At 65.5% G+C, this 14,335-nt stretch carries 11 protein-coding genes; 6 read left to right on the forward strand and 5 right to left on the reverse strand.

Annotation, left to right across the window (positions count from 1 at the left end):
* Positions 1–1,982, forward strand: a 1,982-nt coding sequence (locus VMJ11_RS31575; RefSeq protein ID WP_325624888.1) for a diflavin oxidoreductase, incomplete at its 5' end; no start/stop codon positions are given.
* On the opposite strand, the gene VMJ11_RS31580 is transcribed toward VMJ11_RS31575, so the two are convergent.
* Positions 1,936–2,235, reverse strand: coding sequence for a hypothetical protein (locus VMJ11_RS31580; RefSeq protein WP_325624890.1), 300 nt, complete (start codon positions 2,233–2,235; stop codon positions 1,936–1,938). The genes VMJ11_RS31575 and VMJ11_RS31580 overlap by 47 nt on opposite strands.
* Before the next feature lie 171 nt (positions 2,236–2,406).
* Here VMJ11_RS31580 and cynR point away from each other — a divergent pair, with 171 nt between their 5' ends.
* On the forward strand, positions 2,407–3,303 hold the full coding sequence (gene cynR / locus VMJ11_RS31585; RefSeq protein ID WP_325624892.1) for a transcriptional regulator CynR: 897 nt from the start codon (positions 2,407–2,409) through the stop codon (positions 3,301–3,303).
* Positions 3,304–3,367: 64 nt separating this feature from the next.
* On the opposite strand, the gene VMJ11_RS31590 is transcribed toward cynR, so the two are convergent.
* On the reverse strand, positions 3,368–4,753 hold the full coding sequence (locus VMJ11_RS31590) for an alkaline phosphatase family protein (RefSeq protein ID WP_325624893.1): 1,386 nt from the start codon (positions 4,751–4,753) through the stop codon (positions 3,368–3,370).
* Between the two features lie 271 nt (positions 4,754–5,024).
* On the opposite strand from VMJ11_RS31590, the gene ilvD reads away from it, so the two are divergent.
* Positions 5,025–6,884, forward strand: a complete 1,860-nt coding sequence (gene ilvD, locus VMJ11_RS31595) for a dihydroxy-acid dehydratase (protein ID WP_325624895.1) — start codon at positions 5,025–5,027, stop codon at positions 6,882–6,884.
* Between the two features lie 196 nt (positions 6,885–7,080).
* Here the strand turns inward: ilvD and VMJ11_RS31600 are convergent, their stop codons facing one another.
* Positions 7,081–9,321: an NADP-dependent isocitrate dehydrogenase gene (locus tag VMJ11_RS31600; protein ID WP_325624896.1), complete on the reverse strand. Its 2,241-nt coding sequence runs from the start codon at positions 9,319–9,321 to the stop codon at positions 7,081–7,083.
* A gap of 501 nt (positions 9,322–9,822) precedes the next feature.
* Here VMJ11_RS31600 and VMJ11_RS31605 point away from each other — a divergent pair.
* Together VMJ11_RS31605 and VMJ11_RS31610 are read left to right on the forward strand one after the other, a co-directional pair.
* Positions 9,823–10,239, forward strand: coding sequence for a MarR family winged helix-turn-helix transcriptional regulator (locus tag VMJ11_RS31605; protein WP_325624942.1), 417 nt, complete (start codon positions 9,823–9,825; stop codon positions 10,237–10,239).
* 61 nt (positions 10,240–10,300) lie between these two features.
* Positions 10,301–10,564 (forward strand): hypothetical protein, encoded by a 264-nt coding sequence (locus tag VMJ11_RS31610; RefSeq protein ID WP_325624898.1) that lies wholly within the window; start codon positions 10,301–10,303, stop codon positions 10,562–10,564.
* A 24-nt stretch (positions 10,565–10,588) separates the two neighbouring features.
* On the opposite strand, the gene VMJ11_RS31615 is transcribed toward VMJ11_RS31610, so the two are convergent.
* Together VMJ11_RS31615 and VMJ11_RS31620 are read right to left on the reverse strand one after the other, a co-directional pair.
* Positions 10,589–11,413, reverse strand: a complete 825-nt coding sequence (locus VMJ11_RS31615) for an alpha/beta hydrolase (RefSeq protein WP_325624899.1) — start codon at positions 11,411–11,413, stop codon at positions 10,589–10,591.
* A 485-nt stretch (positions 11,414–11,898) separates the two neighbouring features.
* Positions 11,899–12,834, reverse strand: a complete 936-nt coding sequence (locus tag VMJ11_RS31620; protein WP_325624901.1) for a LysR family transcriptional regulator — start codon at positions 12,832–12,834, stop codon at positions 11,899–11,901.
* Between the two features lie 134 nt (positions 12,835–12,968).
* On the opposite strand from VMJ11_RS31620, the gene VMJ11_RS31625 reads away from it, so the two are divergent.
* Positions 12,969–14,309: an MFS transporter gene (locus VMJ11_RS31625; RefSeq protein WP_325624903.1), complete on the forward strand. Its 1,341-nt coding sequence runs from the start codon at positions 12,969–12,971 to the stop codon at positions 14,307–14,309.
* Positions 14,310–14,335 lie beyond the last annotated feature (26 nt).

Below are 14,335 nucleotides of genomic sequence, written 5' to 3' on the forward strand. Positions count from 1 at the left end.
TTGCCCCGGCCGCATTCGAAGCGAGCGCGCAGCAAGCCGCCAACCTGTTCCAGGAACACGACATGTCCTGTATCGATGCCTTTTCGACGCTGCTCGGTCTCGACGACGTCGCCGCGCCGGAGCTGGACGAGGCGCAACGCCAGTACCTCGCGGGCTTCGTCGGCGGCCTGCGCTCGCTGAGGACGACCGAGCCCGCAGGCGTGCCCGTGCTGCCCGCGCATGCGCCGTTTCCCGCGCAGACGCGCGTATGGCTCGACGGCCTGCTGGCCGGTCTCTTCAGCCGCGCGGAGCCCATCGCGCGCAGTGCCGCGCTCGCCGCGCCGGAAGACAAGCCGCACGGCGTGCGTATCGCCCATACGCGCCCGAAGGTCGTGCTGTTGTGGGCTTCGCAAACAGGCAACGTCGAATCGCTCGTCGAACGCTACGCGATGCAACTGATGGAGTCGGGCTTCGAGATCCGTACGGCCTGCATGGCGGACTACCCGCTTGCGAATCTCGCGAAGGCACAGTACGTACTCCTGATGACGAGCACGTTCGGCGACGGCGACGCGCCCGACAACGGCGCGGCGTTCTGGAGCGCGCTCGCCGTGGAGAGTGCGCCGCGTCTGGCGGCGCTGCGCTTCTCGGTGCTTTCGCTGGGCGACCGCAACTACGACCAGTTCTGCGCCCATGGCCGCAAGCTCGACGCGCGTCTCGAAGCGCTGGGCGCGACGCGTCTCATGGAGCGGGTGGATTGCGACAGCGAATATCAAAGCGCGGCCGATGCATGGCTCGATCGCATCGTCGTGCGCATCAAGGCAGAAGATGCGGCGCTGCACGCGGTGCCCGCCGACGGCTCGATTCCCGAAGTGCTGCCCGGCTGCGCCGCAACGAAGGCGCGCCCGGCCGTCTCGAAACTGCTGAAAAACGTGCGTCTGAACATGCAAGGCGCGACGAAGGACACGCGCTACTTCTCGCTGGCGACGGGCGAGGCGGGGCTCGACTACGAAGCGGGCGACGCGCTGGGCGTGTGGCCCACCAACTGCCCCGCGCTGGTGGACGAACTGCTCGGGCTCACGCGCCTTGCCGCCGACACGCCGGTTTCCGTGAGCGGCCAGGGCGAGATGCGCCTCGGCGAGGCGCTCAGCAAGCACTACGAGATCGCGCGCCCCAACGCCGATGCGCTGGCCTTCATCGCCTCGCGCACGCGCTCCCGGGGCCTCGCCGAGATGCTCGACGAGACGCGCAAGGGCGATCTGCGCAACTGGCTCTGGGGCCAGCAGCTTGCCGACGTGCTCCACGAATATCCCGTCGACATGAACGCGCCCGAACTGCTCGGCATGCTCAAGCGCCTGCAGCCGCGGCTCTATTCGATTTCGTCGAGCCCGAAGGCGCATGCAGGCGAAGTGCATCTGACCGTTTCGGCGGTGCGCTACAGCAACGGCCGCCGCGAGCGCAAGGGCGTGGCCTCGACCTTCCTTGCCGACCGCGCGCAAGAGGGCAGCGTGCCCGTGTTCGTGCAGAAGAGCACGCATTTCCGGCCGCCGCGCAACGGCGACGCGCCGATGATCATGGTCGGCCCCGGCACGGGTGTCGCGCCTTTCCGCGCCTTCCTGCACGAGCGCCAGGCGCGCGGCGACACGGGCCGCAACTGGCTCTTCTTCGGCGAGCAGCACGCGGCCACCGACTTCTACTACCGCGACGAACTGGAGCAAATGCGCAAGGACGGCCACCTCGACCGCCTCGATCTCGCGTTTTCGCGCGACCAGAGCGAGAAAGTCTACGTGCAGGATCGCATGCGCGAGCAGGGCGCGCAGCTATGGGCGTGGCTGCAGGAAGGGGCGCACCTCTACGTGTGCGGTGACGCGAGCCGCATGGCGAAGGACGTGGACGCGGCGCTCAAGGAGGTGGTGTGCGGGCACGGCGGCATGAGCGGCGAGGCCGCGCATGACTACGTCAGTGCACTCGCTCGGGACAAGCGCTACGTGCGCGATGTCTATTGATAGCGCTCGGCGCGCCTTCGGGCAGGAGCCTCGTCGGGCGGCGGTCCCCGCGCCGTGTCATGAGCGCGCGCATGCGTCGTGCGCGCGCATGGCTCGAATGCTCGAAGCCTTCAACCTCGTCGCCGAGCCCGGCATAGAGGCCGCCGCGCCCCGCCTTCGCGGCGACGGGCTCCGGCAGGAGGATAGCGACGAGGAACGTCAGGCATGCGCCTGCGCCCACGGCCACCACGCTCAGCGCGATCGACTCGAACATCCGTTTGCTCCCCGGTAGAATGGTCTCCCGGCGGGCGAGGCGCGCACCTGCCGCGCTTCGCTTGCCCCCATCGCAATGCATTTTGCGCAGGGCGTGCGCCGGCGTCCAAGACGATATTCGGATCGTCACGATAAGCGCGCCTTATGGAGACATCCGGAGGCAGCCACCTTGATGCTTCGCTCGATACGCTACGTGCTCACCGTGGCGGAGTTGAAGAATTTCACGCGCGCAGCGGAAGTGCTGCACGTCTCGCAACCGGCGCTCTCGCAGCAGATCCGTCAGCTCGAGAACGATCTCGGCGGCGCGCTGTTCGACCGCAGTGGCCGCGCCATCAGCCTCACCGAGTTCGGACGTGTGTATATCGAACACGCGCGCGAGGCGCTCGCGCATCTCGACGCCGGCAAGCGCGCGCTGCACGAGGTGCGCGACCTCACGCGCGGCCTGCTGCGGCTCGCCTATACGCCCACCTTCGCCGAGTATCTGATCGGCCCGGCGCTGCGAGGCTTTCGCGAAGCGCACCCGGCCATCGCGCTCGAAGTGAGCGAGCGGCCGTTGGAGGATATCGAAGGCGGCCTCGAGCGCGACGAGCTCGATCTCGGCATTGGCTTCACCGATGTGCGCTCCGACGAAATCGAAGTGCGTCCGCTCTTTGCCGAGCACATGGCGCTGCTCGTGGCCTCGCGCCATCCGCTCGCGCGCCGGCGCACGGCGGTCACCGCGCAGCAACTGGAGGCGATGCCGCTTGCGCTACTGAGCCCGGACTTCGTGGTGCGCCGTTTCGCCGACGCCTATTTCCGCGCACACCAGCTGAGCCCGCGCGTGATGGTGCAGGCCAACTCGGTGAGTACGGTGCTCAGGCTCGTGAAGGATGGCACGCTCGCCACGCTGCTGCCGTCTGCGGTGCTGCGCGAGCATCGCGGGCTCGTCGCACTGCCCGTGACGCCGGCGCTCCCGCAGCGCACCGTCGCGCTGCTCACGCGGCGGCGCGCATCGACCACGCTGGCCGCGAACGCGTTTTCGGCCGTGTTGCTCGACCTGATCGCGAGAGAGGGACTCGGCGAAACCTGAGGCAACGCGCGATTCGCCCGCTCGCGCACGCTCAGGAAACGCTCAGGAAACGCTCAGGAAACGCTCAGGATTGCGGCGACGAAAACAGGTTGGTGAAGAAGTCCACCGCGTGCTGGCGGGTTGGCGTCGAATTGAGCGTGGCCTCCGGGTCGAGCCCCGAGCGCAGCGCCGTGCCGCTCACGAGGCTCTTTTGCAGGTCGTTCAGCGGGCGCGTGAGACTGGTCGGGACGAAGCCGGTGGCCGGCGGCGCGGCGATTGCCGGCAGGTCGGTGCGGGCGGTGTCGAGCGTGAGCAACGGGGCGAGCGTGGGCGCGGCCGCCACGCGCTGGCTCGGCAGCATGGCGGCGGGCGCGATGTCGAGCCAGTCGCGCAGTGTGGCGAGGATCGACGTGTGGTCATAGGGCGTGGCGCCGGGTGAGCGGAACACGGTGCCTGCCGCGATGTACGGCGAGACCACCACGGCCGGCACGCGCACGCCGAAGCTGTCGAAGCCGAAGTTCTGCTCGCCGGGATTGCTGGCGGTATCGGGAGGCACGGCGTTGGCGGGCGGCAGCACGTGATCGTAGGTGCCGCCGTGCTCGTCGTAGGTGATGACGAGCAGCGTTTCGGTCCACGCGGGCGACGTGCTCACGGCGCTCCAGATGTCATAGAGGAAGCTTTCGCCTGCGTTGATATCGTGTGGCGGGTGCTGATCGTTGGGATCGAGCATGAAGCGCGGCTCGATGAAGGAATACTGCGGCAGCGTATTGTTTTGACACGCCGAGACGAAGGCGCTGAAGCGCTGGAAGTTCGGCTCGTACTGCTCGCCCCATAGCTTCGGAAACATGGTCTGGGTGAGCGACGGTGCGACGCACGCGTCGCTGTACACGGCCCAGCTCGCGCCCACGTTGCTCAGCACGTTGAAGATGGTCGGCACATCCCACTGGAATGGGTTGGGTGGTGTGCCGTTGTCGACGTGGCCGTTCGAGGTGCCCGCGTGGGCAAATGCGCGGTTCGGCCAGGTCTGGCTGGGCACGGGGGCGAACCAGGCGTCGCAGACGGCGTACGCGCGCGCTAGCGCCGAGAGCACCTGCAGTTGATCGGGGCTGTGGCACTGCATGACCTGGGTTGCGTCCGTCGTCTTCGTCGATTCGTAGTTCTGGACGAAGCCCGACATGGGCGACACGCCATCCTTGCCGAACAACTGAACGTGCACGTTCACGAAGGTTTCCTCCGGATCGGGGTCGGGGAGCGTGGAGGAGGAAGCCGGTGCGCTCGCGGGAATCGAGGCGCCCGCGCTGGACAGGTTGCACATGCCAGGCTTGAGCCCGTCAAACGGCTGCTCGGCGCTCGCGGCTGGCAGGAAATGCGCAGGCGCGGTGCCATCGGCATAAAGGCCGCCCAGCATCGTATCGAACGAGCGGTTTTCGAACATCACGACGACCACGTGCTTGATGTTCTGCATGGACATGGCTCTCTCCGTCACGCGTTGATCGTCTTGCGTTGGCGTTCGGTGCTGCGTGCGAGTCTGACGCAGCAGTATTGGTGCAGGCGTGCGCTTTCCGCAAGCGCTTTTGGCAAGATCAGGGAACCCTGGGGGGCGCGCGGACGCGCCAGCCGGGCTGTGGGATAATTGCGCGGTTTGCCCAGAGCGCAGCTCAAGAGGTTGTTCGCAAGGGCGCGCGTGGGGCCTTTATTCCCGTGGCCCGCTTCCTTTCTGCGATTTTTCTTCTGCAACCACAATGCCCGCATACCGTTCCAAAACCTCCACCGCCGGCCGCAACATGGCAGGTGCGCGCTCCCTGTGGCGCGCCACCGGCATGAAAGACGAAGACTTTGCCAAGCCCATCATCGCGGTCGTCAACTCGTTCACCCAGTTCGTGCCCGGCCACGTGCACCTGAAGGATCTCGGCCAGCTCGTTGCGCGCGAAATCGAAGCCGCGGGCGGCGTGGCCAAGGAATTCAACACCATCGCCGTCGACGACGGCATCGCCATGGGCCACGACGGCATGTTGTATTCGCTGCCGAGCCGCGACATCATCGCGGATTCGGTGGAATACATGGTCAACGCGCACTGCGCCGACGCCATGGTGTGCATCTCGAACTGCGACAAGATCACCCCGGGCATGCTGATGGCCGCCATGCGCCTGAACATTCCGGTGATCTTCGTTTCCGGCGGCCCGATGGAAGCGGGCAAGACGCGCCTCGCGAACCCCGTCACCAAAGCTATCGAGGTCAAGAAGCTCGACCTGATCGACGCCATGGTGATCGCGGCGGACAGCAAGTACTCCGACGCCGAAGTGGCCGAAGTCGAGCGCTCCGCCTGCCCGACCTGCGGTTCGTGCTCGGGCATGTTCACGGCCAACTCGATGAACTGCCTCACCGAGGCGCTGGGCCTTTCGCTGCCGGGCAACGGCACGGTGGTGGCCACGCACGCGGACCGCGAGCAGCTCTTCAAGCGCGCCGGCCGCCGCATTGTCGAGCTGGCCCGCCAGTACTACGAGCAGGAAGACGAGCGCGTGCTGCCGCGCTCGGTGGGCTTCAAGGCGTTCGAGAACGCCATGACGCTCGACATCGCCATGGGCGGCTCGACCAATACCATCCTGCACCTGCTGGCCGTGGCGCAGGAGGCGGGCATCGAGTTCACGATGGACGACATCGACCGTCTTTCGCGCGTCGTGCCGCAGCTGTGCAAGGTCGCGCCCAACACGAACAAGTACCACATCGAAGACGTTCACCGCGCGGGCGGCATCATGGCGATCCTCGGGGAGCTGGAGCGCGCGGGCAAGCTGCACACCGACGTGCCCACCGTGCACGCGCCCACGCTCAAGGACGCGCTCGAACAGTGGGACATCACCCGCACGCAGAGCGATGCCGTCAAGCAGTTCTACCTGGCCGGGCCGGCCGGCGTCCCCAGCCAGGTGGCGTTCAGCCAGAACACGCGCTGGCCGAGCCTCGATCTCGACCGCGCCGAAGGCTGCATCCGCTCCTATGAGCACGCGTTCTCGAAGGAAGGCGGCCTCGCGGTGCTGACCGGCAACATCGCGCTCAACGGCTGCGTGGTGAAGACCGCGGGCGTGGACGACAGCATCCTCGTGTTCGAAGGCACGGCACACGTGACCGAGTCGCAGGACGAAGCGGTGGAAAACATCCTCGCCGACAAGGTCAAGGCCGGCGACGTGGTGATCGTGCGCTACGAAGGCCCGCGCGGCGGCCCTGGCATGCAGGAAATGCTGTACCCGACGAGCTACATCAAGTCCAAGGGCCTCGGCAAGGCGTGCGCGCTGCTGACCGACGGCCGCTTCTCGGGCGGCACTTCGGGCCTGTCGATCGGACACTGCTCGCCCGAGGCGGCAGCCGGCGGCGCCATTGGCCTCGTGCGCGACGGCGACAAAATCCGCATCGACATTCCCAACCGCACGATCAACGTGCTGGTCTCCGACGAAGAACTGGCGCGCCGCCGCGAAGAGCAGAACGCCCGGGGCTGGAAGCCGGCGAAGCCGCGTCCCCGCAAGGTGTCGGCGGCGCTCAAGGCGTACGCGAAGCTGGTGATGTCGGCTGACAAGGGCGCCGTGCGCGACCTCTCGCTGCTGGACGACTGAGCCTGAAAAACGGGGGCGGGCAGCACGCCCGCTTCCGGTTCGCCAGCCGTTCCGTTGTGCCTTGCGGCGCGACTTCGCTACGGCGCTGTGGTGCTGCGGTACCAAAGGGCAAAAAAAATCGAGCCTCCCAAGGGAGGCTCAATTCATTTGGTGGAGCGCATTCCCCCACGCGGCGCGGGGGGGAGGTTCCATCAACTTACTTCGCTGCGGCTTCGAGCACGGCGTTGAACGTCTTGCTCGGACGCATGACTTCGGCGAGCTTCGCGAAGTCCGGCTTGTAGTAGCCGCCGATGTCGACCGGCTTGCCTTGCACTGCGGCCAGTTCCGCGACGATCGTCTGCTCGTTCTCGGCCAGCGCCTTGGCGAGCGGCGCGAAGTGAGCCGCGAGTTCCGCGTCGTCCTTCTGCGCGGCCAGCTCTTGGGCCCAGTACATCGCGAGATAGAACTGGCTGCCGCGGTTGTCCAGCTCGCCGGTCTTCGGCGACGGGCCCTTGTTGTTGTCGAGCAGCTTGCCGGTGGCGGCGTCGAGCGTCTTCGCGAGCAGCTTGGCGCGCGCGTTGTTCGTCTTGATGCCGAGGTCTTCGAGCGACACGGCCAGCGCGAGGAACTCGCCGAGCGAATCCCAGCGCAGGTGGTCTTCCTGAACCAGCTGCTGCACGTGCTTCGGCGCCGAACCGCCCGCGCCCGTTTCGTACATGCCGCCGCCCGCCATCAGCGGAACGATCGAGAGCATCTTCGCGCTCGTGCCCAGCTCCATGATCGGGAACAGGTCGGTCAGGTAGTCGCGCAGGATGTTGCCGGTGACCGAGATCGTGTCCAGACCGCGGATCACGCGCTCGAGCGTGTAACGCATTGCGCGAACCTGCGACATGATCTGGATGTCGAGGCCGGTCAGGTCGTAGTCCTTCAGGTATGTTTCGACCTTCTTGATCAGCTCGTTTTCGTGCGGACGGTACGGGTCGAGCCAGAACACGGCCGGCGTACCCGAGTTCTTCGCGCGCGTGACGGCGAGCTTGACCCAGTCGCGGATCGGCGCGTCCTTCACGAGGCACATGCGCCAGATGTCGCCTTGCTCGACTTCCTGCGTGAGCGCTTCGATGACTTCGCCCGTGGCGTTGTCGACGATGCGCGCCGTGCCGTCCTGCGGGATCTCGAAAGTCTTGTCGTGCGAGCCGTACTCTTCAGCCTTCTGCGCCATCAGGCCGACGTTCGGCACCGTGCCCATCGTGCGCGGGTCGAATGCGCCGTTGGTCTTGCAGAAGTTGATGATTTCCTGGTAGATGCGCGCGAACGTGCTTTCCGGAATCAGGCACTTCGTATCGGCCGGACGGCCGTCGGCGCCCCACATCTTGCCGCCTGCGCGGATCATGGCCGGCATCGACGCGTCGACGATCACGTCGTTCGGTGCGTGCAGGTTCGAGATGCCCTTGGCCGAGTCGACCATCGCGAGCGACGGACGGTGCTCGTGGCACGCGTGCAGGTCGCGGATCACCTCTTCGCGCTTCGATTCCGGCAGCGATTCGATCTTCGTGTAGAGATCGACCATGCCGTTGTTCACGTTCACGCCGAGCTCTTCGAAGAGCTTTGCGTGCTTTTCGAACGCGTCCTTGTAGAACACCTTCACGGCGTGGCCGAACACGATGGGGTGCGAAACCTTCATCATGGTCGCCTTCACGTGCAGCGAGAGCATGACGCCGGTCTTGCGCGCGTCTTCCATCTGCTCTTCGTAGAAGGCCAGCAGGTGCTTCTTGCTCATGAACATGCTGTCGACGATCTCGCCGGCCTGCAGCGCGACCTTCGGCTTGAGGACGATGGTTTCGCCGCCCTTCGTCACGAGCTCCATGCGCACTTCACGCGCCTTTTCGTTCGTGATCGACTTTTCGCCGTGATAGAAGTCGCCGTGCTTCATGTGCGCGACGTGGGTGCGCGAAGCCATGCTCCACTCGCCCATGCTGTGCGGGTGCTTCTTCGCGTAGTTCTTGACCGCGAGCGGCGCGCGGCGGTCCGAGTTGCCTTCGCGCAGCACCGGGTTCACTGCCGAGCCGAGGCACTTCGAATAGCGCTTCTGGATTGCCTTTTCTTCGTCGGTCTTCGGATCTTCCGGGAAGTCAGGGATCTTGTAACCCTTGCCCTGGAGTTCCTTGATCGCGGCGACGAGCTGCGGCACCGATGCGCTGATGTTCGGCAGCTTGATGATGTTCGTTTCCGGCAACTGCGTGAGACGGCCGAGTTCGGCCAGGTTGTCCGGCACGCGTTGTTCCTCGGTCAGGAATTCGGGGAATTCACCGAGGATGCGGCCCGCCACGGAAATATCGCTGGTCTCGACGTTCACGCCGGCCGGCGCAGCGAAGGTGCGGATGATCGGCAGAAACGCACTGGTGGCAAGCAGCGGCGCTTCATCGGTCAGGGTGTAGATGATGGTGGGTTGGGTGCTCATCGGCTTCTTGGCGGGATCAATAAACGGGGTGGTAACACCACCGGCTGCGCGCAGTCGGCGAAACACATGGATTTTGCCTGAATTTGAGGCGGCCCGGGGCCGAACTGTCGATGAATTTCATATTGTGGAAACGCGTTGCGCGGCGCCGATTGGGCACGAAGGCGGCTCGTTTGCGTTGATCGGACGGCCGCGCGCTGAAAGCGTTTCCGCTCCGAGGCCCCGCTGTGTAAGGCTTAGCGGGTCGTTACGGGCGATCTGGCCGCATCTCGGGTGCTTTCTTGTTCGTGCCCTCGATTATTTGTCAAGCTGGTAAAGACCCTTGTAAAAAGAGGGGTGAATCGGGCAGTCTTATAGAAGAGTTTTTGCGAGTCGAGGTCTTTTCAGGGCTGATTCTCCTGGTTGAATAGTGGGATATAGGCACCTGATTGGTGCGCGGCTTTTGATCGGCATAAGGTTGCGATAACAATTGCCTTGCTAATCAATTCGTGCTTTCATGACGCCATGTTCGATCATTGCCTTTATTTCAATTCGTCGGCGCTCGCGCGGCTGGTCGAGCGCGAGTGGAGCGCCGCCTATGCGCCGTTCGGCCTCACGCCTGCGCAGGGCTTCGTGCTGCGCGTCGTGCTCGCGAAGCCGGGGTGCCTTGCGAGCGATGTTGCGCAAACGCTTGGCATTGCGCGGCCCACGGCTACACGGCTCGTAGACAGCCTGTGCGAGAAGGACCTGCTCGAGCGCCGCCAGGGCGAGGCCGACGGCCGCGAGTGGGGACTCTTTCCCACGCCGAGCGGCAAGGCGCTCGACGGGCCGATCAATGGCGCGAGCGCCGATGTCGCGCGCCGCCTGCGCGCGCAAGTGGGCTCCGACCTGTTCGAATCGACGGTTACAGGCATGCGCAAGATCCGCAAGGGACTCGCGTGATGCCTTCACGTCTGTTTTTGCGCCCGAATGATTGTCTTGCTAATCAATAAGGAGAAATGCGATGAACGAAGCGGCTTCGACATGCTCGTGTGCAAAGGCAGCAAGCGGCGAGGGCTGGCGTTGGGCGACCGGCCTGGCGATTACCGCGCTGGCGGTGAGCGCGGTGGTAGCGGCCGTGCTTGTGATGCCGCGCGCCGTGGAAGCGAACCGGCGCGCGTGCATGGCGGCCTGGGCCAGTGACCTGCACGCGGACATCGCGGCGTTCGGGCAAGACCCTGCGTGGCAGGCTCGGTACGTGGAGGCGCTGGCGGCGTGCTCGCGCTGAAGCGGCACGCCGCGAGCTACGCGGTTACTTGCGGTTCAGGAACGCGAGCAGATCGGCGTTGACCTGGTCGGCCATCGTCGTGCACATGCCGTGCGGGCCGCCCGGGTAGATCTTGAGCGTCGCGTCCTTGACGATCTTCGCGGAGAGCTTGCCGGAATCGTCGATCGGCACGATCTGGTCGTCGTCGCCGTGCAGGATGAGCGTGGGCACGTCGATTTTCTTGAGGTCTTCGGTGTAGTCGACTTCGGAGAACTCGTGCACGCACTCATGCAGCGCGAGGATGCCGCCCCACATGCCCTGCAGCCAGAACGAGTCGATCGTCCCCTGCGAAACCTTTGCGCCGCTGCGGTTGAAGCCGTAGAACGGCACGGCGAGATCCTTGAAGAACTGCGAGCGATTGTCGACCACGCCCTTGCGGATGCCGTCGAAGACATCCTTGGGCAGGCCGCCCGGATTCTTTTCGCTCTTGATCATGATGGGCGGCACCGCGCCGATCAGCACCGCGCCGGCCACCCGCTTCGTGCCGTGGCGGCCGATATAGTGCGCGACTTCGCCGCCGCCCGTGGAGTGGCCGACGAGCGTGGCGTCCTTCACGTCGAGCTTGTCGAGCAGCTCCGCGAGGTCGTCGGCCCAGGTATCCATGTCGTTGCCCTTCGCGGGCTGGTCGGAGCGGCCGTGGCCGCGGCGGTCGTGCGCGATCGTGCGAAAGCCGTTCTGCACGAGGAAGAGCATTTGCGCGTCCCACGCGTCGGCGCTAAGCGGCCAGCCGTGGGAGAAAACGACGGGCCGGCCGCTGCCCCAATCCTTGTAGTAGATCGACGTGCCATCGCGTGCGGTGAATGTGCTCATCAGAAACTCTCCTGTTTCGAACTACAGACGGATCACGGTGCGAACAGACGCCGACGCGCCGGCATGACTGCATACGCAGACGTTCGCGACGGCATCCGGGGAGGGGGCGATGCGGATACGGAAGCGTACCGGCACCCACGCACCCGCGCGTTACGCAAGGAGGCGGGGACGACACGCGGGCCAGTATAGAGAGAACGTTTTTGAGGTGACGTGAAGATGCGCGGGGGCTGGGTTTGAAGCCTTGCCCGTGGATATTTGCAGGCGGCTCGTTCCGGGGCCAACCATCGGCATGCGCGCGATCACCCTCGAAGTCGGCGCGAACGGTGCGCCGCACACGCCGCCCAGCGTCTACGCGAGCAAGCACACCGGCAAATACGAGCACCGCGTCGTGACGGGCCGCATCGGCCATAACCCGCCGCAGCAAGCCCCGCCGGCATACACACAGCCCGAGGCCAACGCGGCGCGCTTCCAGCGCGGCATCCGCGTCATTCCGCCAATTCCCCCTTGCGCGCGGCCTCGAACATCGTCATGCGCTGCAGGATCCAGTTGAGCAGTTCGTGCGCCGCCGCGACGAGCGGCCGCCCCGACTTCACGAGCACGCGGGCATTCGTGCCCCGAAAGAGCGCGTGATCGATCGGCACGGTCACGAGTTCGCCGGCCTCGATCTCGCGCGAGGCCGCGAACTCGCCAATCAGCGTCGCGAAGTTTTCGACCGCGACAAAACGCTTGAGCGCCGTGAGCGAATTGGTGGTGAGCGTCGCGCGGATCTCGACGTTCTCGGCGAACGCGAGCATCTTCGCGAGATGCCCGATGCCGAACGTGCCGGGCATCAACGCAAGCGGCCACGCGAGCAGGTCGTCGAGCGTGGCGGGTGTGCCGCGCACCGCGAGCGGATGGTCGCGGCGCACGAGCAGCACCACGGGTTGCGCGGAACTCGCGCGATATTCGATGCGCTCATGCGGCGGCGGATTGAACGCGAGGCCGATATGCGCGCGGCTTTCGGCGACTTCGTTGAGCACGTCGTCCACCGGCAGGATCGTGAGGCCGATATCGAGCTTCGGATACTGCGCACAGAACGGCGCAATGACTTCGGCGATGAGCGCATCCACGTAGCCCTCGCTCACGGCCAGATCCACGCGGCCTTGCTGGAGCCCGCGCAACGCGTGCAACTGGTCCTCCAGCTTTTCCTGCTGCGCGCGATAGCCGCGCCAGAACTCCAGAAGATGCGCCGCGGCTTCGGTGGGCCTCACGCCGCGCGCCTGGCGCTCGAACAGTTGCGCACCCAGTTCGTCTTCCAGCAGCTTGATTTGCCGCGTGATGACCGAGGGCGAGGTATTCAGGCTGTCCGCGGCGCCGCGGATCGTGCCGTGGGCAAGCACTTCGTGGAAATAGCGCAGCCGCTGCTGATTGATTTCGCGCATCGCGCCCCCTTTATAAAAATGGATCGTTGCCTGAACGCGAACGATATGTGAACTTTGTTGCTCTTGCTAGAGAGAATTGCCCTGGTCACGATGGCGGTGCGCATGACGCCCAAACCAACCAACCGGAGACAGACATGGCGGCCATTCTTCCCCCCGCGCCCACCGCACGAAGAGGCGACGCTACGGCGCTCTACAGCAGGATAAACGCGCGTTTGCTGCCATTTCTGCTCATCTGCTATTTGTTCGCTTACCTCGACCGTGTCAACGTCGGCTTCGCGAAGCTGCAGATGCAGACCGATCTCGGCTTCTCGGATGCCGCCTACGGCGTGGGCGCCGGCATTTTCTTCATCGGCTATGTGCTGTTCGAGTTGCCGAGCAATCTGCTGCTGCCGCGCATCGGCGCGCGCAAGACGTTCGGGCGCATTCTGGTGCTGTGGGGCATCACGTCGGCCTGCATGCTGTTCGTGCGCAGCGTGCCCGCGTTCTACGCCATGCGCTTCCTGCTGGGCGTGTTCGAAGCCGGCTTCGCGCCGGGCATGATCTTCTACCTGTCGCGCTGGTACGGCCCCTCGCGCATGGCGCGCGCCATTGCGATGGTGTTTCTGGCCGGCCCGATAGGTGGCATTGTCGGTGGCCCGGTTTCCGCGGCGATCATGAGTTCGCTCGCAGGCAAGGCGGGGCTCGCGGGCTGGCAATGGATGTTTCTCGTGGAAGGGCTGCCGTGCATCGTGCTCGGTATTGCGACGTTCCTCTACCTGCCCGACCGTCCGGCGGACGCATCGTGGCTCAGCGAAGCGCAAAGGCAGCAGATCGAAGCGGAAGTGGGCGTGGCCGATGCGCACGCCACGTCGTTCGGCAAGGTGCTGCGCGACCGCAAGGTCTACGTGCTGGCGTTCGCCTACTTCTGCATCATTGCGTCGATCTACGCCATCAGCTTCTGGCTGCCCGCCATCCTCAAGGCGCAGGGCGTGAGCAATCTCATCACGCTCGGCTGGTACACGTCGATTCCGTATGTCGCGGCGGCGTTCGGCATGGTCTATATGGGCCGGCGTTCGGACCGGCTCGGCGAGCGGCGCTTTCACTGCGCGGTGCCGGCGGCCGGCGCGGCGCTGCTGCTCGCGGCGTGCGCCGGCGCGGGCAATCACCTGGCCCTTTCGCTCGCGCTGCTCACGCTCGTGACGATGGCGCTGTGGATGGCCTATACGGTCTTCTGGGCGATTCCGCCCGAGTACATCAAGGGCCCGGCCGCAGCGGGCGGCATTGCGCTCATCAACACCATCGGGCTTTCCGGCGGCTTCTGGGGGCCGGCGGCCATCGGCTGGATCAAGACGGCATCCGGCAGCGTACAGCCCGCGCTGCTGGTGCTGGGAGGCGTGTCGATGCTCGCCGCGCTGCTGATTCTTTCGATCAGGCTCGGGAGCGCAGAATCCTCGAGAAACGCTGCGCTCGCGCGGCCCGACACGAAATCCGTTTGATCAGGTTTCCTATGTAAATGGGGCAA

Origin of the sequence: Paraburkholderia sp., from assembly GCF_035501035.1 — a bacterium.
Classification (GTDB): Bacteria; Pseudomonadota; Gammaproteobacteria; order Burkholderiales; family Burkholderiaceae; genus Paraburkholderia.

Excerpts from the sequence above, each read along its gene's own strand:
- VMJ11_RS31580 (WP_325624890.1), bottom strand. The coding sequence starts at position 2,235 with ATGTTCGAGTCGATCGCGCTGAGCGTGGTGGCCGTGGGCGCAGGCGCA.
- cynR (WP_325624892.1), top strand. The coding sequence starts at position 2,407 with ATGCTTCGCTCGATACGCTACGTGCTCACCGTGGCGGAGTTGAAGAAT.
- VMJ11_RS31590 (WP_325624893.1), bottom strand. The coding sequence starts at position 4,753 with ATGTCCATGCAGAACATCAAGCACGTGGTCGTCGTGATGTTCGAAAAC.
- ilvD (WP_325624895.1), top strand. The coding sequence starts at position 5,025 with ATGCCCGCATACCGTTCCAAAACCTCCACCGCCGGCCGCAACATGGCA.
- VMJ11_RS31600 (WP_325624896.1), bottom strand. The coding sequence starts at position 9,321 with ATGAGCACCCAACCCACCATCATCTACACCCTGACCGATGAAGCGCCG.
- VMJ11_RS31605 (WP_325624942.1), top strand. The coding sequence starts at position 9,823 with ATGTTCGATCATTGCCTTTATTTCAATTCGTCGGCGCTCGCGCGGCTG.
- VMJ11_RS31610 (WP_325624898.1), top strand. The coding sequence starts at position 10,301 with ATGAACGAAGCGGCTTCGACATGCTCGTGTGCAAAGGCAGCAAGCGGC.
- VMJ11_RS31615 (WP_325624899.1), bottom strand. The coding sequence starts at position 11,413 with ATGAGCACATTCACCGCACGCGATGGCACGTCGATCTACTACAAGGAT.
- VMJ11_RS31620 (WP_325624901.1), bottom strand. The coding sequence starts at position 12,834 with ATGCGCGAAATCAATCAGCAGCGGCTGCGCTATTTCCACGAAGTGCTT.
- VMJ11_RS31625 (WP_325624903.1), top strand. The coding sequence starts at position 12,969 with ATGGCGGCCATTCTTCCCCCCGCGCCCACCGCACGAAGAGGCGACGCT.